The sequence below is a fragment of the Bradyrhizobium sp. USDA 4541 genome (genome assembly GCF_024171085.1).
Lineage (GTDB): Bacteria > Pseudomonadota > Alphaproteobacteria > Rhizobiales > Xanthobacteraceae > Bradyrhizobium > Bradyrhizobium australafricanum.
Map to the genome: position 1 here is coordinate 4,381,468 of NZ_JALJZF010000001.1, position 19,258 is coordinate 4,400,725.

The window sequence follows — 19,258 nt, forward strand, 5'->3', positions numbered from 1 at the left end:
GGTTGGGGAAAATAGCCGTGCGGCAAGCACCATGCTGGACCTGATGCGGCAGCGGCGGAAATTGATTTCCGCCGTCCCGCGAATGCTTTATGACAGCCTTGGCGACGAGGCTGGATCTGCGCGCGCGATGGATGTTGCGACATTCGAAGACCTGATCGACCGGCTGGGGGAGGATCTGTCCCGCTGGCCCGACGATCAACGTCTTGCCGCCGCCCAGCTCCTGGCATCTTCGGCCGAGGCGCGGACGCTCTACGAGGAGGCGAGTGCGGTACGCCGCGCGCTCGCGGCGCCGCCGGTTCGCGCACCCAAGGGTCTTGCCGACCGCATCGTGACCGCGGCGGCGAAATTGCCCCAGAAGCCCGCGTCGGGGCCGGCCTCGGCTGACGATCAGCCGAACGATGCACAAGCACCGGACCAATCCGCACAGCAAGGCAAGGTGCTGCCTGCGCTGCTGCTGGCCCTCTGCCTGTTGCCCGCATTGACGCCGCCGGCATTGATGCTCGGCGAGCCGGATCTGCCGATCAGCCTTTCGCTCTAAAACGCTCCGCATTGCCTTTGCAGCTGTCCGCGTGCCTTCGCGGCGAGATGCTTGCGCACGCCTGCGAGCCGCGAACCCGCAACGGACACGGCAAGTTCTGCCGATTCTTCAAGTGATTCCGGGTGGATGAATCCGCGCCTGAAATCGGCGCGTCGTCCGTTTTATCTGCGAACGACATCACGACCCCAATGTTCCACCGCGTTCCGTCGCGCATTCCGCGGCGAAGAGAGCCTTGTCATGACCGTCTCCTCGGCAACCTCTGCTGCAACCTCCACCACGTCGAGCTCGTCGTCGAGCGCGTCGATGGGGATGAGCTCGACCGATTTCCTCAACCTTCTCGTCAGCGAGCTGCAAAACCAGGATCCGCTGAACGCCACCAGCACGACCGACTTCATCAACCAGCTCACCTCCTACGCCAACTTCACCGAGCAGCAGTCGACCAACGCCAGCATGACGTCGCTGGCGAGCTCGTTCTCGAGCCTCGTGACGCTCAACTCGGTCAACTATATCGGCCACACCGTCGAGGCGAAGACGAACACGGCGGAGCTGAGCAACGGCTCGGCGACCTTCGGCTACTCGCTCACCTCGGCTGCGTCCAACGTCGCGATCACGATCCAGGACTCCTCGGGCAACACGGTGTGGAGCGGCAAGGGGACCGGAACCGCCGGCTCCAACACCTTCACCTGGAACGGCCAGTCCGCCGACGGGACCCAGCTCAAGGACGGCGGCCAATACACGATTCAGGTGACCGCGACCGACTCCGCCGGAAACTCGCTGCTCAGCTACACCACGATGACGGGAACGGTGACCGGCATCGATGCCTCCGGCTCGACGCCCTCGTTGCTCGTGAACGGCGTTCCCGTCAGCGCCGCCAACATCATCGGCGTCACGTCCTGATTGCCTCCGGAGTTTTATCATGAGTCTCACTGGTGCTCTTTCCTCGGCGATCTCCGCGCTCAACGCGCAGAGCCAGTCGCTGGCAATGATTTCCGACAACATTTCCAACGCCGACACCACGGGTTACAAGACCACGTCGGCGATGTTCCAGGATCTGGTGACCGCGTCGAACAGCGCCACCTCATACACGTCCGGCGGCGTCACGGTGTCCGGCCGCGCCAACATCACCCAGCAGGGCTTGCTGTCCGCGACCACCAACGCCACCGACGTCGCGATCCAGGGCAGCGGCTTCTTCGTCACCACCAACGCGACGTCCGGCGGCACCACTTCCTATACGCGCAACGGCGCGTTCACCACCGACAATCTGGGTTACCTCGTCAACAACGGCAATTACCTCGAGGGCTGGCGCACCGACGCTGACGGCAACATCGTCGGCAATGCCTCTGCCGCGAGCCTCGGACCGATCAATACGCAGGTGGCGTCCACCAGCGGCAGCGCCACCACCAAGACCACCGTCGCGGCGAACCTGCCGGCCGATGCCGCGGTCGGTGCGACCTTCAACAGCTCGATGACGGTCTACGATTCGCTTGGCACGGCAAGCACGATCCAGATCGATTGGAAAAAGACCGCCGACAACAGCTGGCAGGCCAGTTTCGAGACGCCAAAGCTCGCCTCGGACTCCACGACAGACAGCGCCAACGCGATCACCGATACGGTGGATATCACCTTCAACAGCGACGGCTCGCTCGCCTCGACCAGCCCGAGCCCTCCCGTCATCTCGGTGACCGGCTGGAAGGATGGGGCGGCCGACAGTTCTGCCGCCAATGGCACGGCCATCACGCTCAATCTCGGTACGGCCGGCAAGACCGACGGCCTGACGCAGTATTCATCGGGTGAGACCACGCCAGCGGTCGATCTCACCAGCATCACGTCGGACGGTCTGCCCTATGGCAAGCTGAGCAGCATTTCGATCGGCAAGGGGGGCGTGGTCGACGCCACCTACTCCAACGGGCAGACGATCGCGATCTACAAGATTGCGGTCGCGACCTTCAGCGACCCCAACGGATTGAGCGCGGCCAGCGACGGCATGTACTCCGCGACGGCAGCTTCCGGCAACGCCACGCTGCAGACCTCGGGCACCAACGGCGCCGGCACGATCTACGGCAGCGAGCTGGAGTCGAGCACTACCGATACCAGCGGCCAGTTCTCCAACATGATCTCGGCGCAGCAGGCCTATTCGGCGGCCTCGCAGGTGATCACCACCGTCGACAAGATGTTCGATACGCTGATCTCGGCGGTGTCGCGATGATGACCGAAAAGCAAAATGACCGCTTGCTGGTCAGGCTTCAGCGGCTGAAGGCGAAGGCCGCTGCGGTCCGGCCGGACGATCGCGCGCAGATTCGTGCGTTGCTCGACGATGTCGGAACGTTGCGGGACCAGCTAATGCGCGAATGCGCGCGGCTCGACCATGAACTCAACCGGGCCGCGGTCCGGGTAACGGCAATCACCGCGTACGGGCGCAGCGCACAATCGGTTCGCGCCCTGCGTCGCGGACACTAGCTTGAACGGGAGCGATGACATGACACCGGAACGCAACATCAAGATCAATCCCGCGGGAAATGACGAGCGCGCAAGGTCGTTGATCGCGCTGATCGACAATCTGATCGCGATCGTGAACGAGGAGAATGTCGAGCTCGCCAAGGGCTTGCCGGCCTCGCGGCTGAAGCAGGTCGACGAGAAGCATCGCCTTGCCACCCTGTTCGAGCAGTGTGTGGCGGAAGCGGTCGGCAAGACGGCAAATCTCAACGTCCAGGACCGCGTGCTGCGCGAGCAGCTGATGGACCGGATCCTGAAGCTGCGCATGGCGATGGACGAGAATGTGATGCGGCTACGCGCTGCGATCGATGCCAGCAATCGTAGGATCGAGGCGATCATGCAGGCGATCCGCGAGCAGATCGCCAACGTATCGCCTTATGGCGCCGGCGGTCGTCGCGTCACGCCGGCGATGTCCTATGGCACCAACGTGCGGGCCTGATCGGGCCGGCGCCGGAGGGAGTTGGTCGTGTCGTCGCTCGATATCGCACGAAGCATCGCATTCAGCGGGCTGTCAGCCACGCAGGTGCAGATCAGCGTAGCTTCGGCCAATATCTCCAATGCCGACACCAAGGGCTATACCGCGAAGACCGCCAACCAGAGCAGCAGCGTCACTTCCGGTGTCGGTACCGGCGTCACGATCACGGGGATCAGCAGCGCGGTCGACAAGCTGCTTTTGAAGTCGCTGGTCGGGGCCGATTCCGATCTCGGCGCCGCCGATACCACCAACAGCTTTCTGACCGAGCTCCAGCAGCTCTATGGCAGCACATCGAGCTCGGACAGCTCCACAACGGGCACCTCGCTGGCCAACACGATCGCGGCATTCGAGTCGGCGTTGTCGTCGCTGGCGAGCACGCCGAGCAGCGCGTCGCTGCAATCGAACGCCGTCAGCGCGCTTGCGGCGATAACGACGCAGCTGCAGCAGACCTCGAACGGCATCCAGACGCTGCGCTCCAATGCCGACCAGGACATCGCATCGTCGGTCACCGATATCAATTCCGACCTGCAGCAGATCTCCGACCTCAACAAGCAGATCAAGCAGCAGGCGGCAGCCGGGCAGTCGACGGCCGATCTGGAGGACCAGCGCAACAGTGCGCTCCAGGATCTCGCGTCGATGATGAATGTGAGCTATTTCACCACGTCGACCGGCGATCTGCAGGTCTATACCGGATCGGGACATGCGCTGGTCGATAGCACGGCGCATCCGCTGAGCTATACGGCGCTGCCCAGCGTCACGGCGTCGACGACGTACAGCGCGGGATCGTCAAGCGGTTTCAGCGGCATCACCGTCAATGGCGTCGACATCACCTCGCAGATCTCCTCGGGCAAGGTCAGCGCGCTGATCACGCTGCGCGACCAGACGCTGCCGGCCGCGCAGTCGCAGCTCGACGAGCTGGCCCGGCAGCTGACCGCGACCGTCAACGCGGTATCGAACCAGGGCACGTCGGTGCCGCCGCCGGCCAGCCTGACCGGAACTGCCACTGTGAGCAGCACGACGCCGTTCTCGGCGACCGGCACGGTGCGAATCGCCGTTGCGGACAAGAGCGGCAATCTGGTGTCCTACCGGGACCTCGATCTGTCGTCCTACGCTACGGTCGGTGATCTCGCCACCGCGATCAACGGCATCTCGGGGCTGTCAGCTTCGGTCGATGCTAACGGACACTTGTCGATCTCGACGACCACATCCAGCAACGGCGTTGCGATCAACGAGATGACGAGCTCGGTCGGCAGTTCGGGCGAGGGCTTTTCGGATTACTTCGGGTTCAACGACCTGATCACGGGGACCGGCGCGTTCGACATCGCCGTTCGCAGCGACATCCTCAACGGCACGGCGGCGCTGCCGACGGCGACGCTCGATGCGTCGTCCACGATGACGGCCGGAAACTCGGTGCTGTCACCGGGCTCGGCGACGGTGGTGAACGCGCTCTCGAGCGCGCTGACGGGGTCGACCGATTTCGGCATGGCCGGCGGCCTCGGCGCGACCACCGGCTCTTTCACGGACTACGCGGCCGCCATCGTCGCCAACGTCGCCGGCAAGGCGACCCAGGCGTCGGCGGCCTACACCGCCAAGCAAACCGCGCAGTCGACCTATGCGAATTCGCTGTCGTCGCAGTCTGGCGTCAACATTGACGAGGAATCCGCAAATCTGAGTGCGTTGCAAAATAAATACGCCGCAGCGTCCCAGATCATTACCGCCATCAATGCCATGTTCTCGGCGCTGATGACCGCGATGAGCGCCAGCTGAACCCGAGGCCGTCGTCATGATGATGCGCGTTGCCACCTTTGCACAGTCGGACCAGATGATATCAAACGCGTTGCGGGTGCAGGCGGTGATGGCCAACGAGCAGGTGCAGGAGTCCTCCGGGCTGCAATCCGAGGATTTCGGCGGCTACGGTTCCGGCGCCGGGCGCGTCATCAATTTGCAGGTGTCGGTGACGCGCGCGCAGTCCTATATCGATGCCAGCCAACTCGCCGATAACAAGGTGCAGGTGATGTATTCGGCGGTCGGGTCGATGACCGACATCATCACGCAGCTGCGGACCCAGCTCAGCGCGGCCACCACCGGCAGCAGCACGGCGACGGCATCGGTGATCAACTATGCGCAGCAGGCCATGGCGCAGATGCAGGGGCTGCTCAACACCCAGTATGACGGCGAATATGTCTTCAGCGGCGCCCGCACCGACACCGCGCCGGCGGACCTGTCGAGCTTCGATACCGGCACCGGATCGCTGACGACATCAGACACCAGCTACTACAGGGGCGACAGCGAGATCGCGTCCGTGCGCGTGTCGGACAGCCAGGCGATCTCCTACGGCGTCACCGCCGACAATCCGGCGTTCGAGCAGGTCATGCGGTTGTTGAAATACGTCGGCAACAGCACGACGCTGTCGTCGAGCGACATCACGCAGGCGCTCGACCTCGCGAGCAATGCGCTGGATGCCACATCCACCGTGCAGGCAAAGCTGTCGGCCGCGGCGTCGCAGATCGAGACCGCCAGCACCAACCAGAGCGATTACCAGAATTTTGCGAAGACGCTGTCGACGGACCTCACCAGCGTCGACGTTGCGGCCGTGACGGCGCAGCTTTCGACCTATCAGGCGCAGCTGACGGCGTCCTATTCGGCGATCTCCAAGATCCAGAGCATGAATCTGGCAAGCTATTTGCGATAGCTATCGCCGGCATCACCGGTTCAGGATCTTCAGCCAGACATCGCCGAGGATGATCGGCTCGCGCGGCGGAAGCCAGGTGAGGCCGGCAGCCTTGCCGAGCTCCGCGATGGTGCCCTTGGCCTGCAGGTCGGCAAGGACCTTGTTGACCGATTCCAGCAGCGCCTTGTCGGTCTCGAGCGCAACGTAGCCGCGGTTGGCGCCGATCGGATAATAGTAGCCCGAGGCCGTGATCCTGGTGTCGGGATGTTCAGCGCGGTAGGCGTCGAAGCGGCGCAGGTCGAGCAATGTGGCGTCGAATTCGCCGCGTTCCAACTCTCCGAGCAGGTCGCTGCGCCCCGGAACGAGGTGCGTGATGTCGTCGATCAGCTTTCCCTTGTCGAAGGTCATCAGGATGGCGTCGCCCAGCGTGCCGCTTTCGATCGTCAGGCGAAGGCCGGCGAGATCGCCGATATCCTTGATCTTGCGCTCCTTGATCTTGTCTTTGGCCTTGGGACCGAGCACGACGGTCATCGGCGAATAGATGTAGGGCTGGCTCGGCGCCAGCACGCCGATCGGGATCCGCCGGCGGCGATCCTCGCGGGTGGCGCCGTCGAAGTCCGGCAGCTTGGCCGTCGTGACGCCGGGCGCCTTCAGCGAGTCCGTGGTAAGCGCGTAGCCGCCGACCAACGAGCAGCGCCCGTCCGACAGCAGCGCATTGGCTTCGAGCGCCGGGCTTGCGGTGTCATCGAGCTTGCTTTCGAACCACTGGATCTCGAGCTTGCGGCCGAGCCGCCCGGTTATTGCCTGCGCGAGCGCAACGTCGAAGCCCGAGGCGGGCTTGCCGCGATGATGCACGGAAAACGGCGGCAGGTCCTCGTCGAGACAGACTCGGAGCGGCTCGTCGGCCGCGCGTGCCGCGGTCACGCCGGCAAGCGTCGAGATCAGTGCGAAGCCGAGAGCGGCGGCTAGTGCCGCGGTCCAGGCCCTCATGGCTTTCTCCGGCTTGCGACGAAGGCCCAGAGATCCGATATCTCCTCGTCGCTCAGGATGTCGCCCCACGGCGGCATCTTGCCGTTCTTGCCCTGCTTCACCGTGGTGACGAACCGTGTCTTGTCATCGGGATGGGTACGAAGGTCCGGCGTGACCGTGCCCGAATTGACCATGTTCGGACCATGGCAGTGCGAACACTTCTGGGCGTAGGTGACTTTGCCCTTGTCGATCGTGGCCTGATCGCCGTCGGCATTTGCTTGCTGTGCGATGGCAGGCATCGTCATAGTCGCGATGCCCGTCATCGCGGCGGCGGTGAACACCGCCGCCGTCCAGATCGATACTGTCTTCACGTGCGATCCGCGCTCACTGCTTGACGGCGAAGACCCAGAGGGACCCGCCCGTCGGCACTTTCGCAAGGCGCTCGTCGCCGGAGAAGATCGAGTACACTCCGCCGTAGCCGCTGGTGACGGCGATATACTGAACGCCATCTTGCTGCCAGGTCACCGGCTGGCCTTCGATGCCGGAGCCGGTCTGGAAGCTCCACAGCCTCTTGCCGTTCTCGGCGTCGAACGCATCGAATTCACCGGTCAGCTGGCCGGAGAACACGACGCCGCCGGCGGTCGAGAGCACACCCGAGAAGCGCGGGATGTCGCTCGCCACCTCCCACTTGCTCTTTCCAGTCATGGGCTCGATGGCCTTGAGATAGCCGCGCGGTCCGTTGGGCCAGGCCCAGGGATCGGTGAGGTCCATGCCGAGATACCATTCGCCCTGCTTGTAGGTCGCGGGCTCGGCCTTGTAGTTGCCGCCGATATTGAGCGTATTGGCGTAGGCTAGGCCGGTCTGCGGATTGTACGACATCGGCTCCCAGTTCTTGCCGCCAAGGATCGACGGTTGCACGAGAACTTTCTTGCCGTCGCGCGCATCCTTGGAGATGTCGGTCTCGATCGGACGGCCGGTTTTCAGATCGATGCCGCTCGCCCAGTTGACCGTCACGTAAGGATTGGCCGCGAGCAGCTTTCCATTGGTGCGATCGAGCACGTAGAAGAAGCCGTTGCGGTTGGCGTCCATCAGCACCTTGGTCGGCTTGCCCTCGACGGTCATGTCGGCGAGCACCATCTCGGCAACCGAGTCATAGTCGAACGGGTTGTTCGGCGAGAACTGGTAGTGCCACTTGATCTTGCCGGTCTTCGGATCCAGCGCGAGCACCGAGCAGGTGTAGAGGTTGTCGCCGGGACGTACCGCCGAATTGAACGGTCCGGGGTTGCCAATACCCCAATACACCGTGTTCAGCTCGGCATCGTAGGAGCCGGTGATCCAGGTCGATCCGCCGCCGAGCTTCCAGGTGTCGCCCTTCCAGGTGTCGCCACCGGGTTCGTCCGGGGACGGGATGGTATGGGTGCGCCATAGATGCTTGCCGGTTGCGGGATCCCAGCCGTCGATGAAGCCGCGGGTGCCGAACTCGGCGCCCGAGATGCCGGTGATCACGACGCCGTCGGCGACCAGCGGGGCCACCGTCATCGAGTAGCCTTCCTTGATATCCGCGGCCTTCTGGCGCCACAGCTCCTTGCCGGTCTTGGCATCGAGCGCGATCACATTGGCGTCGAGCGTGGTGCGGAACACCTTGCCATCGAACAGCGCCGCGCCGCGGTTGATGATGCCGCAGCAGACGATGCGCGGTGTTTCGGCGGGATATTCGACCTTGGTCTTCCACACCTGCTTGCCGGATTTGGCGTCAATCGCCATCGTGGCGTTGTGCGTGGTGAGATAGATGGTGCCCTGGTAGATCAACGGCTGCGATTGCTCGCTGCGATCGTCGGCGAGACTGTAATTCCAAACGGGAACGAGATTCTTGACCGTGTCCTTGTTGATCTGGTTCAGCGTCGAGAAGCGCTGAAGATTGTAGCCCATGCCGTAATTGAGAACGTTCGAAGTATCAGTCGCCCCCTTGACCAACTGCTCGTTGGTCTGGGCGCTTGCACCATACGATGCAAGAATCACGAGGCTTGCGGCCAGCGCAATGCGTCTCATCCTATCCTCCCAATGAACCTTTTTTCGCACGCCTATTCCTGACGTTGCGGACGGAACCATCCGCCTGAAACCAAAACGGGTCAATACGAAAACGTGAACGAGCGCCCGCTAACCGCAAGAGACTGATCGAAAGCGTCAGGTCTTTCGCAGATGCGTTCGTGGCTTGCCGTCGCGTGGAATACGCTACACCAGCGCGGCCCGCCGTGATGCCGCGGCGCGAACGGTCAGCTGGACGGCGTCGGGGGACAGACACTCGGCCGCGGTTTCGCGCCCCGCTTGTCCGGCGGCACATTGCAATTATCGATACGCTGCTCGTCGGTCCATTTGCGGCCGAGCCGTTCCTTGCCGGTGAGAACGCGCTGCTGGACCGCCTCCGCCGATGGGGCAGGGTGCCGGGTCTGCGCGGACACGGGCGCAAGCAGACCGAGCACAACCAGACAGCCCAATGCGCTCCTCCAAATGTCGCTCATGGCTCGCCTCGATCATCTTGGTGCGATACGTCGGAGCTTCACAGGTGACCAGTCGGGAGGTCTCTTTCCACCCGAAAACCGACAAGGGCTCACCGGTTGCGCCAGCTGTCGAAGGTTCGCCAAGGCTGTTATGGTGCGCTTTTCGTGGCGCACTTCGCCCCGTCGCCGGAGCGGCACGTAAGGGAGATGAATGATGATTTCGCGTCGATCGTTTGCTCTGACTTTGGCCATGGCCGTCCTGTCGGCGCCCGCCCTGGCGGCATCCGGCCGCAAGGGCGCGCTGAAGATGCTCGATCCTGACGATGACGGTACGGTCGATCTCGCCGAAGCCAAGAAGGCTGCCGCCAATCTGTTCGCGAAGCTCGATCCCGACCATGACGGCACGCTCGACGCGCGCGAATTGCGCGGACGGCTGACCGCCAAAGAACTGGCCGCTGCCGATCCCGATCACGACGGCACCCTGACGCTCGACGAATATCTCGCGGTCGTCGAGCAGCGCTTCAAGGCCGCAGATCCCGACAATGACGGAACGCTGGATGCGAAGGAGTTGAACTCGCGCGCCGGCCGGGCCCTGCTGCGCCTGCTCAAATAAGTTGCCAGCCGGCGAACTTTGCCGGGCGGATTTGCCGGATATTGACGCAGAATTCCGCGCATAACAAAAAAAGTTGCGATTTCGCTCTTGGGCAAGACGCGGCTGGATGAATCGGGTCTCCTTACCCACGCGTCGCCGCCCGGCAGCCGGAAAATGCCCGACAGATCAGTGTCGGAGTTCCCAATGCCGGGCAGATGTCAGCGAGCCGTCGTCCGCTTCGGCATGTCCAGCAGCGAAGTCGGGTCCTTACCCGGCCGGCTTGCGCCCTGGAAAAGGCAGCCCTAGCTTGCCGCGCGGCGCGAGGCTTGCGCCAACTTATGACTTGGGAGAAGGAAATGGCCTGGAAAACACCGAAGATCGTCGAAGTGCCGGTGGGCATGGAAATCAACATGTACGCCTGCGCAGCGCGCAAGTAATCTTAAGACAAGTAACGCGAGACAGCCTGCCCGGCTCGTGCAGCGCGCTGCATCGAGCCGGGCAGGCGTCTTTTGTCGAACGTGTCTTTCTCGGGCGCTGCGGCCGCTCGGACAGCTTCTCTCATACCCTTCCCACAAGACCTTGAGACCGACACCACCTGCGCGATTGGCGGGCCTAGCTGCTTTGTCCTACAGTGTGGCTTGAGGCGGTGGTGCGGGGACGATGAATCCAAAACTCAAGACCGGGCGTTGGGCGGGGATGCTGTGCGCGGCGATTGCCGGCATCGCGGCGGCGTTGCCGCCTGGCGCATATGCCGAGGACTTTGATACCGAGCACATCTTCGGCTTCATGATCGGCTCCGACGTGGGCAATGTCGGTGAGCGCGAATTCCAGAGCCAGACCACAGGGCGCTTCGCCAAGGACGGCGGCCGGTATCGCACGCTCAATCAGGAAATGGAGCTCGAGCTCGTGCCCGCGCCGAATTTTCGTGTCGAGCTCGGAACGTCATTCGGCGCATACGACATCAACCGCGTTCCGGGTCTTGACGATCGGCGCCAGCTGTCGTGGCAGAGCGTCTCGGTCGATTTCCGCTATCGCTTTCTGAATCGCGAGACGGCGCCCTTTGGCATGACGGTCGCGCTGGAGACGCGTGCCGATCGCGTCGACGAGACGACGGCCGCAGCCGTCCGTAGTTATGGCACCGAACTCACGGTCGCGTTCGACCGCGAGGTGATCCCGAATTTTGTCATCGCGGCCCTCAACCTAAGCTATGAGCCGGAATGGACGCGCACGCCGCGCACCGGCGCTGCGGATCAGGATGCCACCATCGGTGCCGCATTCGGCCTCATGGCCAGGGTGAAGCCGGATATCCTGATCGGCGGCGAAGCGCGCTATTTCAGGAAGTACGAGGGAATCGGCCTGGATGAACTGTCCGGGCAGGCGCTGTTCATCGGACCGACCGCCTATTTCCAGCTCTCCGAACGTTCACGCCTGACCGCGACATGGAGCGTCCAGGCCTGGGGGCAGCGGGCCGGAAGCAATGCCGCCCTCGACCTCGTCAATTTCGAGCGCCATCAGGCGCGGCTGGTGTACGGTTTGAACTTCTAGAGCGTGAGGCCTCCCGGACCGGGTTCCCCAACCTCTCACGGGGCTGTGAAACCCGGACGTGGCTGATTACGTATTTCGCCGTGTTATCTATTGCATGAGCACGCTTAGGGATCGCGCATGAACCCGATTGATCTGATCGTCACGGTATGTGCCGTGCTGTCGCCCGCCACCTGCGAGGAGCAGCATCTGGTGTTCAACTGGAACGGCTCGCTGCAGCAATGCGCCATGGCCGCGCCGCCTTACATCGCGCGGTGGGTCGGCGAACATCCGAAATGGACCGCGGTGCGCTGGCGTTGCGAATATCCGCACAGCAACGATCGGGCCGGCACGGGCGGCGAGCTGCCGGCGGGTTAGCCTTCCTATTTGTTGCAGTCCTTCAAGTCCTTGTCGGATACCGAAAACACGGCGTCGGCCTTGATCTCGATGTCGCGAACGAAGCACTGTTTGGCGCCGCTGTAGCCGACCTTGGCGTCGTAGCGGCCGGGCTCGACGCCGGTGATCCGCAGGCGCTCGTCATGGTCGACTTCCTTGTCCTTGTCGTTGAGCGTCTGGTTCGGACCCCACTCGTTCTTGCCTGCCGGCGACAGCTCGAAGCTCGAAATCGTGGCGCTGGTCAGATTCCACAGCCGAATGCCTTTGCCCTTGCTTTGGGCGAGCACCGTCGCCGGCAGCACAAGCGACGCAACACCAACAGCGATCAACGCGCGCGACATCCAGCCTCTCCTTTATGCTTCGTCCAAGGATGACGGCGTCTCACATATTTGCAAGGTCCAACTGTGAGAGTTGCCGCTTGATTTCGTCGATCTCGGGTTCGCCGCGCGTCGCGCGTGGTGTGGCAATGGTCTCGACGTGGAGGATTCGGGCCGGCCGCGATGACAGGAAGAACAGGCGATCGCCGAGGCGAACGGCGTCGTCGAGATCGTGGGTGACGAGCAAGGTCATCATTTTCCGGCTCGCCACCAGCGTCGCGACCTGGTCGCGCAGCCGCCCCGCGAGCGCATTGTCGAGCGAGGCCAGCGGCTCATCGAGGATCAGGAAATCGGGCTCGATGGCGAAGGCGCGGGCCAGCGCGACGCGGCGGGCGAGGCCGAGCGACAGCTCCGCGGGAAAATGGTTGCGGTGCGCGCCCAGTTCGAGCACCTCGAACAGCGCAGAGAGCGTGCTGTCGTCGACATGCGGCGCGGCCAGCCGCACATTTTCCTCGACCGTGCGCCAGGGCAACAGCCGCGGCTCCTGGAAGACCATGCCAAGGCGCATGCCCGGCGACCGCGCGACATGGCCCCGGTAGTTGGCGTCGAGCCCGGCGAGGATCCGGAGCAAGGTGCTCTTGCCGCAGCCTGACGGGCCGAACAGCACGCCGACCTCGCCAGCGTTTAGCGTGAAGGTGACGTTGTCGAGCACGTCGTGCCGCTTCCCGGCCGCGCTCTCAAAACTCTTGCCGGTGATATTGACTTCAAGCTGCACGGAGCCGCCACCGCGTTAGCCTGGTTTCAAACGGCTGCACCAGCAGGGTTTCGATGATGAGCACGACACCCGCAAAGCTCAGCGAATAGGCAAGCAGCAAGGGGATGTCGAACAGCTGGAAGGCAACCCCGATCTCGAAGCCGACGCCGTTCGGCCGGCCGAGATATTCGGCGACCAGCACGATCTTCCAGACCAGCGAGAGCCCGGAGCGCGCAGCGGCCGCGATGTAGGGCGCAAGCTGCGGCAGGATCACATGACGGAAGGCGCGGCCGCGCGGAAAAGAAAACGCCGTCGCCATTTCGTCGAGCGCAGGATCGAGCGCGCGGGCGCCTTCGCGCAGGGTGACGACGGCGGTCGGCAGCTTGTTGATGGCGATGGCGGCGATCGCGGCGACCTCGGTCAGCCCGGCCCAGATGTAAGCGAGCACGATGACGACGAGCGCCGGCAGGTTGAGCAGCAGGATCAGCCAGGGATCGCCAAGGCGATTGGCAAGCGAGACGCGGCCCATCAAATAGCCGATCGCCGAGCCGAGCGCCATGGCAAGGGTGAAGGCCAGCGCGACCCGGGCCAGGGTTGCGCCGAGATTGACGAACAGCGCGCCCGATCGGGCTTCGGCGACGAGCACCGACAGCACCGCCGGCGGCGCCGGCAGCTTCGCATCGCCGATCAGCAGCGAGGCGATCCACCAGGTCGCGATGAACAGCGTGAATGAGAGGAGACGCAGCACCGCTAGTCTCCCGGGATCGCTTGGTAGAAGGTGCCGGGATCGAGCTCGGTTGCCGTGCCGACCAGATCGCGGCCGCCGAGCTGCGCCAGCACCCGGTAGAGCACGCGCGCATCGGCCTCTTCGTCCGCGATCGGACGGCGCGGGATGCCTTCGCGGTAGCGCTCACGATAGGCATGCAGGGTTGCGGGATCCTGCGCGCCGGTGAGCGGCGCGATCGCGTCCCATTCGGCATCCGAGGTCGCCAGAATCTCTTTCGCCGCGCGGGTCACCGCGATGAAGCGGGCCACCAGATCCTTGTTGGCATTGGCCCAGGCTTCGTCGAACACGTAGCCGATCATGGCGATGCGGCCCTTGCTGCCGAGCTTTTGCAGGATCTCTTCCATCCCGGCGAGCCGGCGAAAGCCCTTGGCTTCGAGCGCGGCGCAGAAATTCCAGTAATTGAGCGTCGCGTCCATCTCGCCGCCGAGCGTCTTGGCGGCGAGCAGCGGCGGCGCGCCGTAGACGATGGTCGCCTGCGACTTCAGGTCGACGCCGTCCTGCTTCGATGCGGCTTGCAGCAACAGCCAGTTCTTGTCGATCGCCCCGCCGGCAATAGCAAGCTTCCGCCCCTTGAGGTCCGCGAGCGTCTTGACCGGCGAGGAGGCCGGGACCATCACGGCGCCGAGCGCGCTCGAATAGGGATAGAATTGCAGCTTGGCGCCGAGCGACCGCTCGCGCGACACCCAGGGCCAGTCCGATACCATCACGTCGGCCGTGCCGGCGCGCAGCGCGATCTTGCCGGCCTCGGGGCTGGCCAACTCGACGACGTCGATCGACAGATTGGCCTTCTTGTCGAGACCATGGGAGCGAATGACGGCCAGTTCCCAGGCCAGCGTTCCGGTCTTCTGCGCTGCAACGCGGATGGTCTGCGCGTAGCACGAGGTGCCGAACTGCATGACCGCCAGAACTGCCGCAGCCAACACCGTGCGTACAGAGATGATCATCGTTTCTTGAGCCACTTCCCCGAATGTTTTCTTTTCTGATCAACATCCATAGCATAGCTTGCGGAAAGAGAAGAGGAAGCAGGACGATGGCAGGAGCTGGCATGCTACGACCGATTGTCGCCATCCTGGTGCTTGCCGGGACGGCGGTCAGCGTGCGGGCCCAGGAGATCAACGACTATCCGACCTCGGCGCGGGCGGAATATGTGTTCGGCTGCATGAAGGCCAATGGCGAATCCCGGCAGTCGATCGAGCAATGTTCCTGCTCGATCGACGTCGTCGCCTCGATCATCCCCTATGATCGCTATGTCACCGCCGAGACCGTGCTGAGCATGGCGCAGGTGCGGGGCAATCTGGGCGGCCAGTTCCGCTCGTCCGAGCAAGCCGCGAACGCGCTCAACGACCTCAGGCGCGCCCAGGCCGAAGCCGAAGTCAGGTGCTTCTAGAGCATGATCCGGAAAAGTGCGAAGCGGTTTTCCGGAAACATCATGCTTAAATATCGGGCTAAGGCGCGATAGCGATCCAACCTGATCTCATTGCATTTTGCGTCCGTCGTGACGCGAGGCGTCAGGTGCCGGGATTCTCGACCTTCCATTCGTGCTCGAAGATATGCCCTTCGGTGTCCTTGGCTTCGGCACGGAAGCGCTTGGCGCCATTCGAGACGTAGGTGAAGCGGATATTGGGATCCTCGGAAATCGAGATTCCGCCCTCCATCGCCAGCACCGGACTGTCGTCCTGCCAGATGTGCAGCTCGTTGACGAAGAAGGCCGGGATATAGAGCTGCGTGACCTGGTCCATCTGCAGGCCTGAATTATTCGGATGCCCGATCATGATCTGGGCTTCCCGCGTGCCGGTCGCAGGTCCCTGTTCGGGCTTGGTGAATTGCCGGTAGCGCATCTGGCCGAGGCGGTTCTTGGCTTCCTCGACGTTCTTGCCGGCGGGCGCTGAGCAGCCGCCGGACGCCTTGACATAGACCTTGCTGACATAGAGCTTGCCGTCGCTGAGCTCCGCGACGGCGTGCACATTGGTGTAGTTGTTGACGCGGACACGGGTCGAGATCTCGGTGACGTTGGCAGCCGGCCCCAGCGTGAACTTCGCGGCCATCGGCGCCGGGTTCTCGTCGATCACAAGCGTGATCGCGACGACGCGGCGGCTGTCGCTGGGTTGCAGCTTGGTGCGCAGCGTTACCGGCACGATCGCGGCGTCTTCCGCACGCATCGGCATCTCGATGCCGATGACGTCATTGCCGTCATTCATCGGACGGTTGCTGAAGATGTCCTGGACGAGACCCGGCCAGGGATCATAGGCCTCCGCCGCGGGCGCAGCCGGTGTGCCCAGCGCGATCATGAGCAGGCTTGCGATGCAAAGCAGGCGGGCGCGTTGTCCGGTCATGGTCGCGAAATCCTATGCAGCCGCCTCACTATAGGACGAACAGCTACTCCCATTCAATTTCCGAGAATGCTGCAGTTGCGTTGCGGGCGTTGTAGTCGTCGAACAATTGCCAGCGCGGCCGCTCGGCGGCTGCGGCGTGCTCGGCCGCGGCCGTGATCGGTTTGCCGCTTGCGACCAGTGCGCGCACGTCCGCGGCCAGCACCCCAAGATAACGCCGCTCGTCGGCAAGCGCGGCCGGCCACGCGCTCACGGGCCCGTGACCGGGAACCACGCGCTCGGCGGTGATCGCCACGAGCTCGTCGAGCGCACGCAGCCAGCCCTTGAGGCTGCCGTCGACCACGGGAATATGGATGAGAAACACCATATCGCCGGCGAACAGGGTGCTGGTTTGCTCGTCGAGAACCGTGAGGTCGTTGTCGCTATGGGCGGGCGGCCACGCTTTCAGGGTGAGAGCCCGTCCGCCGAGGTCGAGCTTCAGCGTGTCCGCGACCAGCACGGTCGGGCGGATGATCTTCACCTCGTCGATCAGCTCATCGCCCATGCTCCGGCGAAACCCGTCGAGGTAGAATTGTCCGCGCGCGGCCAGCGCGCGTGGCAAAGACTTGTGGCCGACGAAGCTGGTCCCGTCGCCGACGAAAGCCGCATTGCCGAAGCTGTGATCCGGATGCGCGTGGGTGTTGATCACGTAGCGGATCGGTTTGTCGGTACGGCTGCGGATCGCGGCGAGCAGCTGTCGTCCTTCGCGGACGCTGCCGCCGGTGTCGATGACGGCGACGGCGCTGTCGCCGATCACGAATCCCACATTGGCGATGGCGCCTTCGTTCTCGCGCGTCATCAATGCGGTGACCCCGGTGTGAACGAATATTCCGGGAGCGACTTCGCTTACAGGCAATTCCGCCTCTTGCGCCCGCGCTATGGTCGGCGCCCAAAGCATCAGGAGCAGCGCAAGCACCGAACCGCCATGAGCCATGTTTCCGCCTCAGTTACTCCGCGACGCGCGATCGATGTCGTCGCGTTCCAGTTTGCGCTGCAGCAAGCAGCGCGGCGTGGTCGCGATCATTATTCCTGTTGCACGTCATGGTGCGCCGGGCAATTGCTGGATGGCGGCGATCGATCCGATCAAGAGGAGACCGCGTAATGAGAATTGTCGGATGCCGTCCTGTTCTGCTCGCGCTTGTCGGCTTCATCGCCTGTCTGGCCGGCCGCGACATCGCGCGCGCGCAGGTCAATGATCAGGGCGAACTTTCCATCGAGCTCATCGATGCCCGCGTGCTGCGCATCTGTGCCGATCCCCGCAACCTGCCGTTCTCGAATGACAAGGGCGAGGGGTTTGAGAACAAGATCGGCGAGCTGCTGGCCGGAAAGCTGCAAAAGAAGCTCGACTACATGTTCTTTCCGCAGGCGACCGGGTTCGTGCGGATGACGCTCGGTGCGCATCGCTGCGACGTGATCATGGGCTTTCCGCAAGGCGATGACCTCGCGCAGGGCACCAATCCCTATTACCGCACAGCCTATGCGATCGTCGCCAAGCCGGGCAGTGGGCTCGATGAGGTCACGACGCTCGAGGACCAGCGGCTGAAAGGCAAGCATATTGGCATCGTGGCGGGAACGCCGCCCGCGACCAACATGGCCATCAACGGTCTGATGACCAATGCGAAGCCTTATCCGCTGATGATCGATACGCGCTACGATTCGTCGGCCGAGGCGATGATGAACGATCTCGCCAAGGGTGAGATCGACGCCGGCATCCTGTGGGGACCGATGGCGGGCTTCTACGCCAAGAAGGCCAACCCGCCGCTGCACATCACGCCGCTGGTCAAGGAGACCACGGGACCGAAGCTGATCTATCGCATCGGCATGGGCGTGCGGGCGTCCGACCAGAACTGGAAGCGCCAGCTCAATCGCCTGATCCAGGAGAACCAGCCCGAGATCAACAAGATCCTGCTCGACTACGGCGTCCCGCTGCTCGACGAGAACGACCGTCCAATCGGGCCGGAGACCGCGACCAAATCACCATGATCAGGCTCGCGGCCATGCTTGCGGTGATGCTCGTCGCCGCTTCGCCTGTCCGCGCGCAAGACCCACCCGCAGAGCCGGAGGGCTATCGCACCGAGGACTACCGCGCTCCGGTGCCGGTGACGCTTGCCGGCGCACGGGTGCTCACCACCGCGGAAGCGGAAGCGATCTGGCGCGACAAGTCCGCCGCCTTCGTCGACGTGCTACCACGCGCGCCGAAGCCAAATCTGCCCGCCGGCACGGTGTGGCGCGAACGGCCGCACCTCAACATTCCCGGCAGCATCTGGCTGCCTGACACCGGCTACGGCAAGCTCGCCCCGCCCACGGAGGACTACCTGCGACGCGGGCTGGTCCGCGCCTCAGGCGGCGACGCGACCAGATTGCTCGTGATCTACTGCCAGGAGAATTGCTGGATGTCGTGGAACGCGGCCAAGCGCGTGCTGTCCTACGGCTACCGCAACGTGGCGTGGTATCCGGAGGGAACTGACGGATGGGAGCGTGCCAAATTGCCGCTGGCGGATGCCGAGCCCGAGCCGCGCGAGGGAGAGCAGTAAGCCCGGCCTCGCGCGCCACGCGAGCCGTTACTTCTGCTTGTCGAGCTTGTTGATGGTCTTGCCGCCGTCGCTGTCCGTTGTGGTGAACGAGACCTTGTCACCGGCGTGGAAGGCCTCCAGCGATTGTCCCTTCGGCACCTTGTATTCCTGGATCGCGCCACCGGACGCGCCCACCGTGCCGCCTTGCGTCTGCTGGATCGAGATGGTTCCACTCAGTCGGTCAATCTTGGTGACCATTCCCGACATGGATTGCTGGGCCAAAGCCGCTGTGGTGACCAGGCTCGCGGCGGCAAGGCTGGTCATGACGATCTTGGCTGCTTTCATGGAGGTCTCCCAAGTTCAGA

The 19,258-nt window shown here is 63.7% G+C and carries 25 protein-coding genes; 14 read left to right on the plus strand and 11 right to left on the minus strand.

From position 1 onward, the window contains the following. The first annotated feature begins 31 nt into the window (after positions 1 to 31). From J2R80_RS43480 to J2R80_RS20525, 7 genes are all read left to right on the plus strand, one after another. The gene (locus tag J2R80_RS43480) at positions 32 to 538 is read left to right on the plus strand and encodes a hypothetical protein (RefSeq protein WP_076834190.1); all 507 of its coding nucleotides are present in this window, start codon (positions 32 to 34) and stop codon (positions 536 to 538) included. A 237-nt stretch (positions 539 to 775) separates the two neighbouring features. Continuing rightward, positions 776 to 1,435, plus strand: coding sequence for a flagellar hook assembly protein FlgD (locus J2R80_RS20500; protein WP_076834188.1), 660 nt, complete (start codon positions 776 to 778; stop codon positions 1,433 to 1,435). 19 nt (positions 1,436 to 1,454) lie between these two features. Next, positions 1,455 to 2,744, plus strand: coding sequence for a flagellar hook protein FlgE (gene flgE, locus J2R80_RS20505; RefSeq protein ID WP_076834185.1), 1,290 nt, complete (start codon positions 1,455 to 1,457; stop codon positions 2,742 to 2,744). Then, a complete protein-coding gene (locus J2R80_RS20510) occupies positions 2,741 to 2,995 on the plus strand; it encodes a hypothetical protein (protein ID WP_253589700.1) in 255 nt (84 codons plus the stop codon). The genes flgE and J2R80_RS20510 overlap by 4 nt, the downstream gene beginning before the upstream one ends. Positions 2,996 to 3,014: 19 nt before the next feature. Next, entirely contained in the window at positions 3,015 to 3,470 is a 456-nt protein-coding gene (locus tag J2R80_RS20515) for a hypothetical protein (RefSeq protein WP_038379117.1), read from the plus strand. A gap of 27 nt (positions 3,471 to 3,497) precedes the next feature. Next, entirely contained in the window at positions 3,498 to 5,273 is a 1,776-nt protein-coding gene (flgK, locus tag J2R80_RS20520) for a flagellar hook-associated protein FlgK (RefSeq protein ID WP_253589701.1), read from the plus strand. Between the two features lie 16 nt (positions 5,274 to 5,289). After that, a complete protein-coding gene (locus tag J2R80_RS20525) occupies positions 5,290 to 6,198 on the plus strand; it encodes a flagellin (protein WP_253589702.1) in 909 nt (302 codons plus the stop codon). A 12-nt stretch (positions 6,199 to 6,210) separates the two neighbouring features. Here the strand turns inward: J2R80_RS20525 and J2R80_RS20530 are convergent, their stop codons facing one another. The 4 genes from J2R80_RS20530 to J2R80_RS20545 form a co-directional block, all read right to left on the minus strand. Further along, entirely contained in the window at positions 6,211 to 7,167 is a 957-nt protein-coding gene (locus J2R80_RS20530) for an ABC transporter substrate-binding protein (protein WP_253589703.1), read from the minus strand. Further along, positions 7,164 to 7,451, minus strand: a complete 288-nt coding sequence (locus tag J2R80_RS20535) for a cytochrome c (protein ID WP_229188856.1) — start codon at positions 7,449 to 7,451, stop codon at positions 7,164 to 7,166. Before J2R80_RS20535 ends, J2R80_RS20530 begins: the two co-directional genes overlap by 4 nt. A 79-nt stretch (positions 7,452 to 7,530) precedes the next feature. Next, positions 7,531 to 9,195 carry a methanol/ethanol family PQQ-dependent dehydrogenase gene (locus J2R80_RS20540; protein ID WP_253589704.1) on the minus strand — a complete coding sequence of 555 codons (1,665 nt, stop codon included), beginning with the start codon at positions 9,193 to 9,195 and terminating at the stop codon, positions 7,531 to 7,533. A gap of 224 nt (positions 9,196 to 9,419) precedes the next feature. Continuing rightward, entirely contained in the window at positions 9,420 to 9,665 is a 246-nt protein-coding gene (locus J2R80_RS20545; protein WP_246786780.1) for a hypothetical protein, read from the minus strand. Positions 9,666 to 9,858: 193 nt separating this feature from the next. On the opposite strand from J2R80_RS20545, the gene J2R80_RS20550 reads away from it, so the two are divergent. From J2R80_RS20550 to J2R80_RS20565, 4 genes are all read left to right on the plus strand, one after another. After that, positions 9,859 to 10,257 carry a calcium-binding protein gene (locus tag J2R80_RS20550; RefSeq protein ID WP_253589705.1) on the plus strand — a complete coding sequence of 133 codons (399 nt, stop codon included), beginning with the start codon at positions 9,859 to 9,861 and terminating at the stop codon, positions 10,255 to 10,257. A 335-nt stretch (positions 10,258 to 10,592) separates the two neighbouring features. Next, positions 10,593 to 10,673, plus strand: coding sequence for a pyrroloquinoline quinone precursor peptide PqqA (gene pqqA, locus J2R80_RS20555; RefSeq protein ID WP_009031067.1), 81 nt, complete (start codon positions 10,593 to 10,595; stop codon positions 10,671 to 10,673). A 223-nt stretch (positions 10,674 to 10,896) separates the two neighbouring features. Next, the gene (locus tag J2R80_RS20560) at positions 10,897 to 11,781 is read left to right on the plus strand and encodes a hypothetical protein (RefSeq protein ID WP_375162599.1); all 885 of its coding nucleotides are present in this window, start codon (positions 10,897 to 10,899) and stop codon (positions 11,779 to 11,781) included. 117 nt (positions 11,782 to 11,898) lie between these two features. Then, on the plus strand, positions 11,899 to 12,135 hold the full coding sequence (locus J2R80_RS20565) for a hypothetical protein (protein WP_168856069.1): 237 nt from the start codon (positions 11,899 to 11,901) through the stop codon (positions 12,133 to 12,135). 5 nt (positions 12,136 to 12,140) lie between these two features. Here the strand turns inward: J2R80_RS20565 and J2R80_RS20570 are convergent, their stop codons facing one another. Genes J2R80_RS20570 through J2R80_RS20585 form a run of 4 tightly spaced genes read right to left on the minus strand, consistent with a single transcriptional unit; the run spans position 12,141 to position 14,907 of the window. Beyond that, positions 12,141 to 12,494, minus strand: a complete 354-nt coding sequence (locus tag J2R80_RS20570) for a hypothetical protein (protein WP_076834173.1) — start codon at positions 12,492 to 12,494, stop codon at positions 12,141 to 12,143. Positions 12,495 to 12,534: 40 nt separating this feature from the next. Further along, positions 12,535 to 13,245 (minus strand): ABC transporter ATP-binding protein, encoded by a 711-nt coding sequence (locus tag J2R80_RS20575; RefSeq protein WP_076834171.1) that lies wholly within the window; start codon positions 13,243 to 13,245, stop codon positions 12,535 to 12,537. Continuing rightward, positions 13,235 to 13,972 (minus strand): ABC transporter permease, encoded by a 738-nt coding sequence (locus J2R80_RS20580; protein WP_057020570.1) that lies wholly within the window; start codon positions 13,970 to 13,972, stop codon positions 13,235 to 13,237. Before J2R80_RS20580 ends, J2R80_RS20575 begins: the two co-directional genes overlap by 11 nt. Positions 13,973 to 13,974: 2 nt before the next feature. Then, on the minus strand, positions 13,975 to 14,907 hold the full coding sequence (locus J2R80_RS20585; RefSeq protein WP_168856108.1) for an ABC transporter substrate-binding protein: 933 nt from the start codon (positions 14,905 to 14,907) through the stop codon (positions 13,975 to 13,977). A gap of 149 nt (positions 14,908 to 15,056) precedes the next feature. On the opposite strand from J2R80_RS20585, the gene J2R80_RS20590 reads away from it, so the two are divergent. Further along, a complete protein-coding gene (locus tag J2R80_RS20590) occupies positions 15,057 to 15,398 on the plus strand; it encodes a hypothetical protein (protein ID WP_371852187.1) in 342 nt (113 codons plus the stop codon). A 121-nt stretch (positions 15,399 to 15,519) separates the two neighbouring features. Here J2R80_RS20590 and J2R80_RS20595 read toward each other — a convergent pair whose 3' ends face one another. Beyond that, complete coding sequence (locus J2R80_RS20595; protein WP_253639302.1) at positions 15,520 to 16,344, minus strand: quinoprotein dehydrogenase-associated SoxYZ-like carrier; 825 nt, start codon at positions 16,342 to 16,344, stop codon at positions 15,520 to 15,522. Positions 16,345 to 16,387: 43 nt separating this feature from the next. Then, positions 16,388 to 17,278, minus strand: coding sequence for a quinoprotein relay system zinc metallohydrolase 2 (locus tag J2R80_RS20600; protein ID WP_375162654.1), 891 nt, complete (start codon positions 17,276 to 17,278; stop codon positions 16,388 to 16,390). A 203-nt stretch (positions 17,279 to 17,481) separates the two neighbouring features. Between J2R80_RS20600 and J2R80_RS20605 the strand changes: the two genes are divergently transcribed. Both J2R80_RS20605 and J2R80_RS20610 read left to right on the plus strand, forming a co-directional pair. Further along, positions 17,482 to 18,363, plus strand: coding sequence for a substrate-binding domain-containing protein (locus J2R80_RS20605; RefSeq protein WP_076834162.1), 882 nt, complete (start codon positions 17,482 to 17,484; stop codon positions 18,361 to 18,363). Beyond that, entirely contained in the window at positions 18,360 to 18,914 is a 555-nt protein-coding gene (locus tag J2R80_RS20610) for a PQQ-dependent catabolism-associated CXXCW motif protein (protein WP_253589708.1), read from the plus strand. Before J2R80_RS20605 ends, J2R80_RS20610 begins: the two co-directional genes overlap by 4 nt. A gap of 27 nt (positions 18,915 to 18,941) precedes the next feature. Here J2R80_RS20610 and J2R80_RS20615 read toward each other — a convergent pair whose 3' ends face one another. After that, positions 18,942 to 19,238 (minus strand): copper-binding protein, encoded by a 297-nt coding sequence (locus J2R80_RS20615; protein ID WP_016847793.1) that lies wholly within the window; start codon positions 19,236 to 19,238, stop codon positions 18,942 to 18,944. Positions 19,239 to 19,258: the final 20 nt, after the last annotated feature.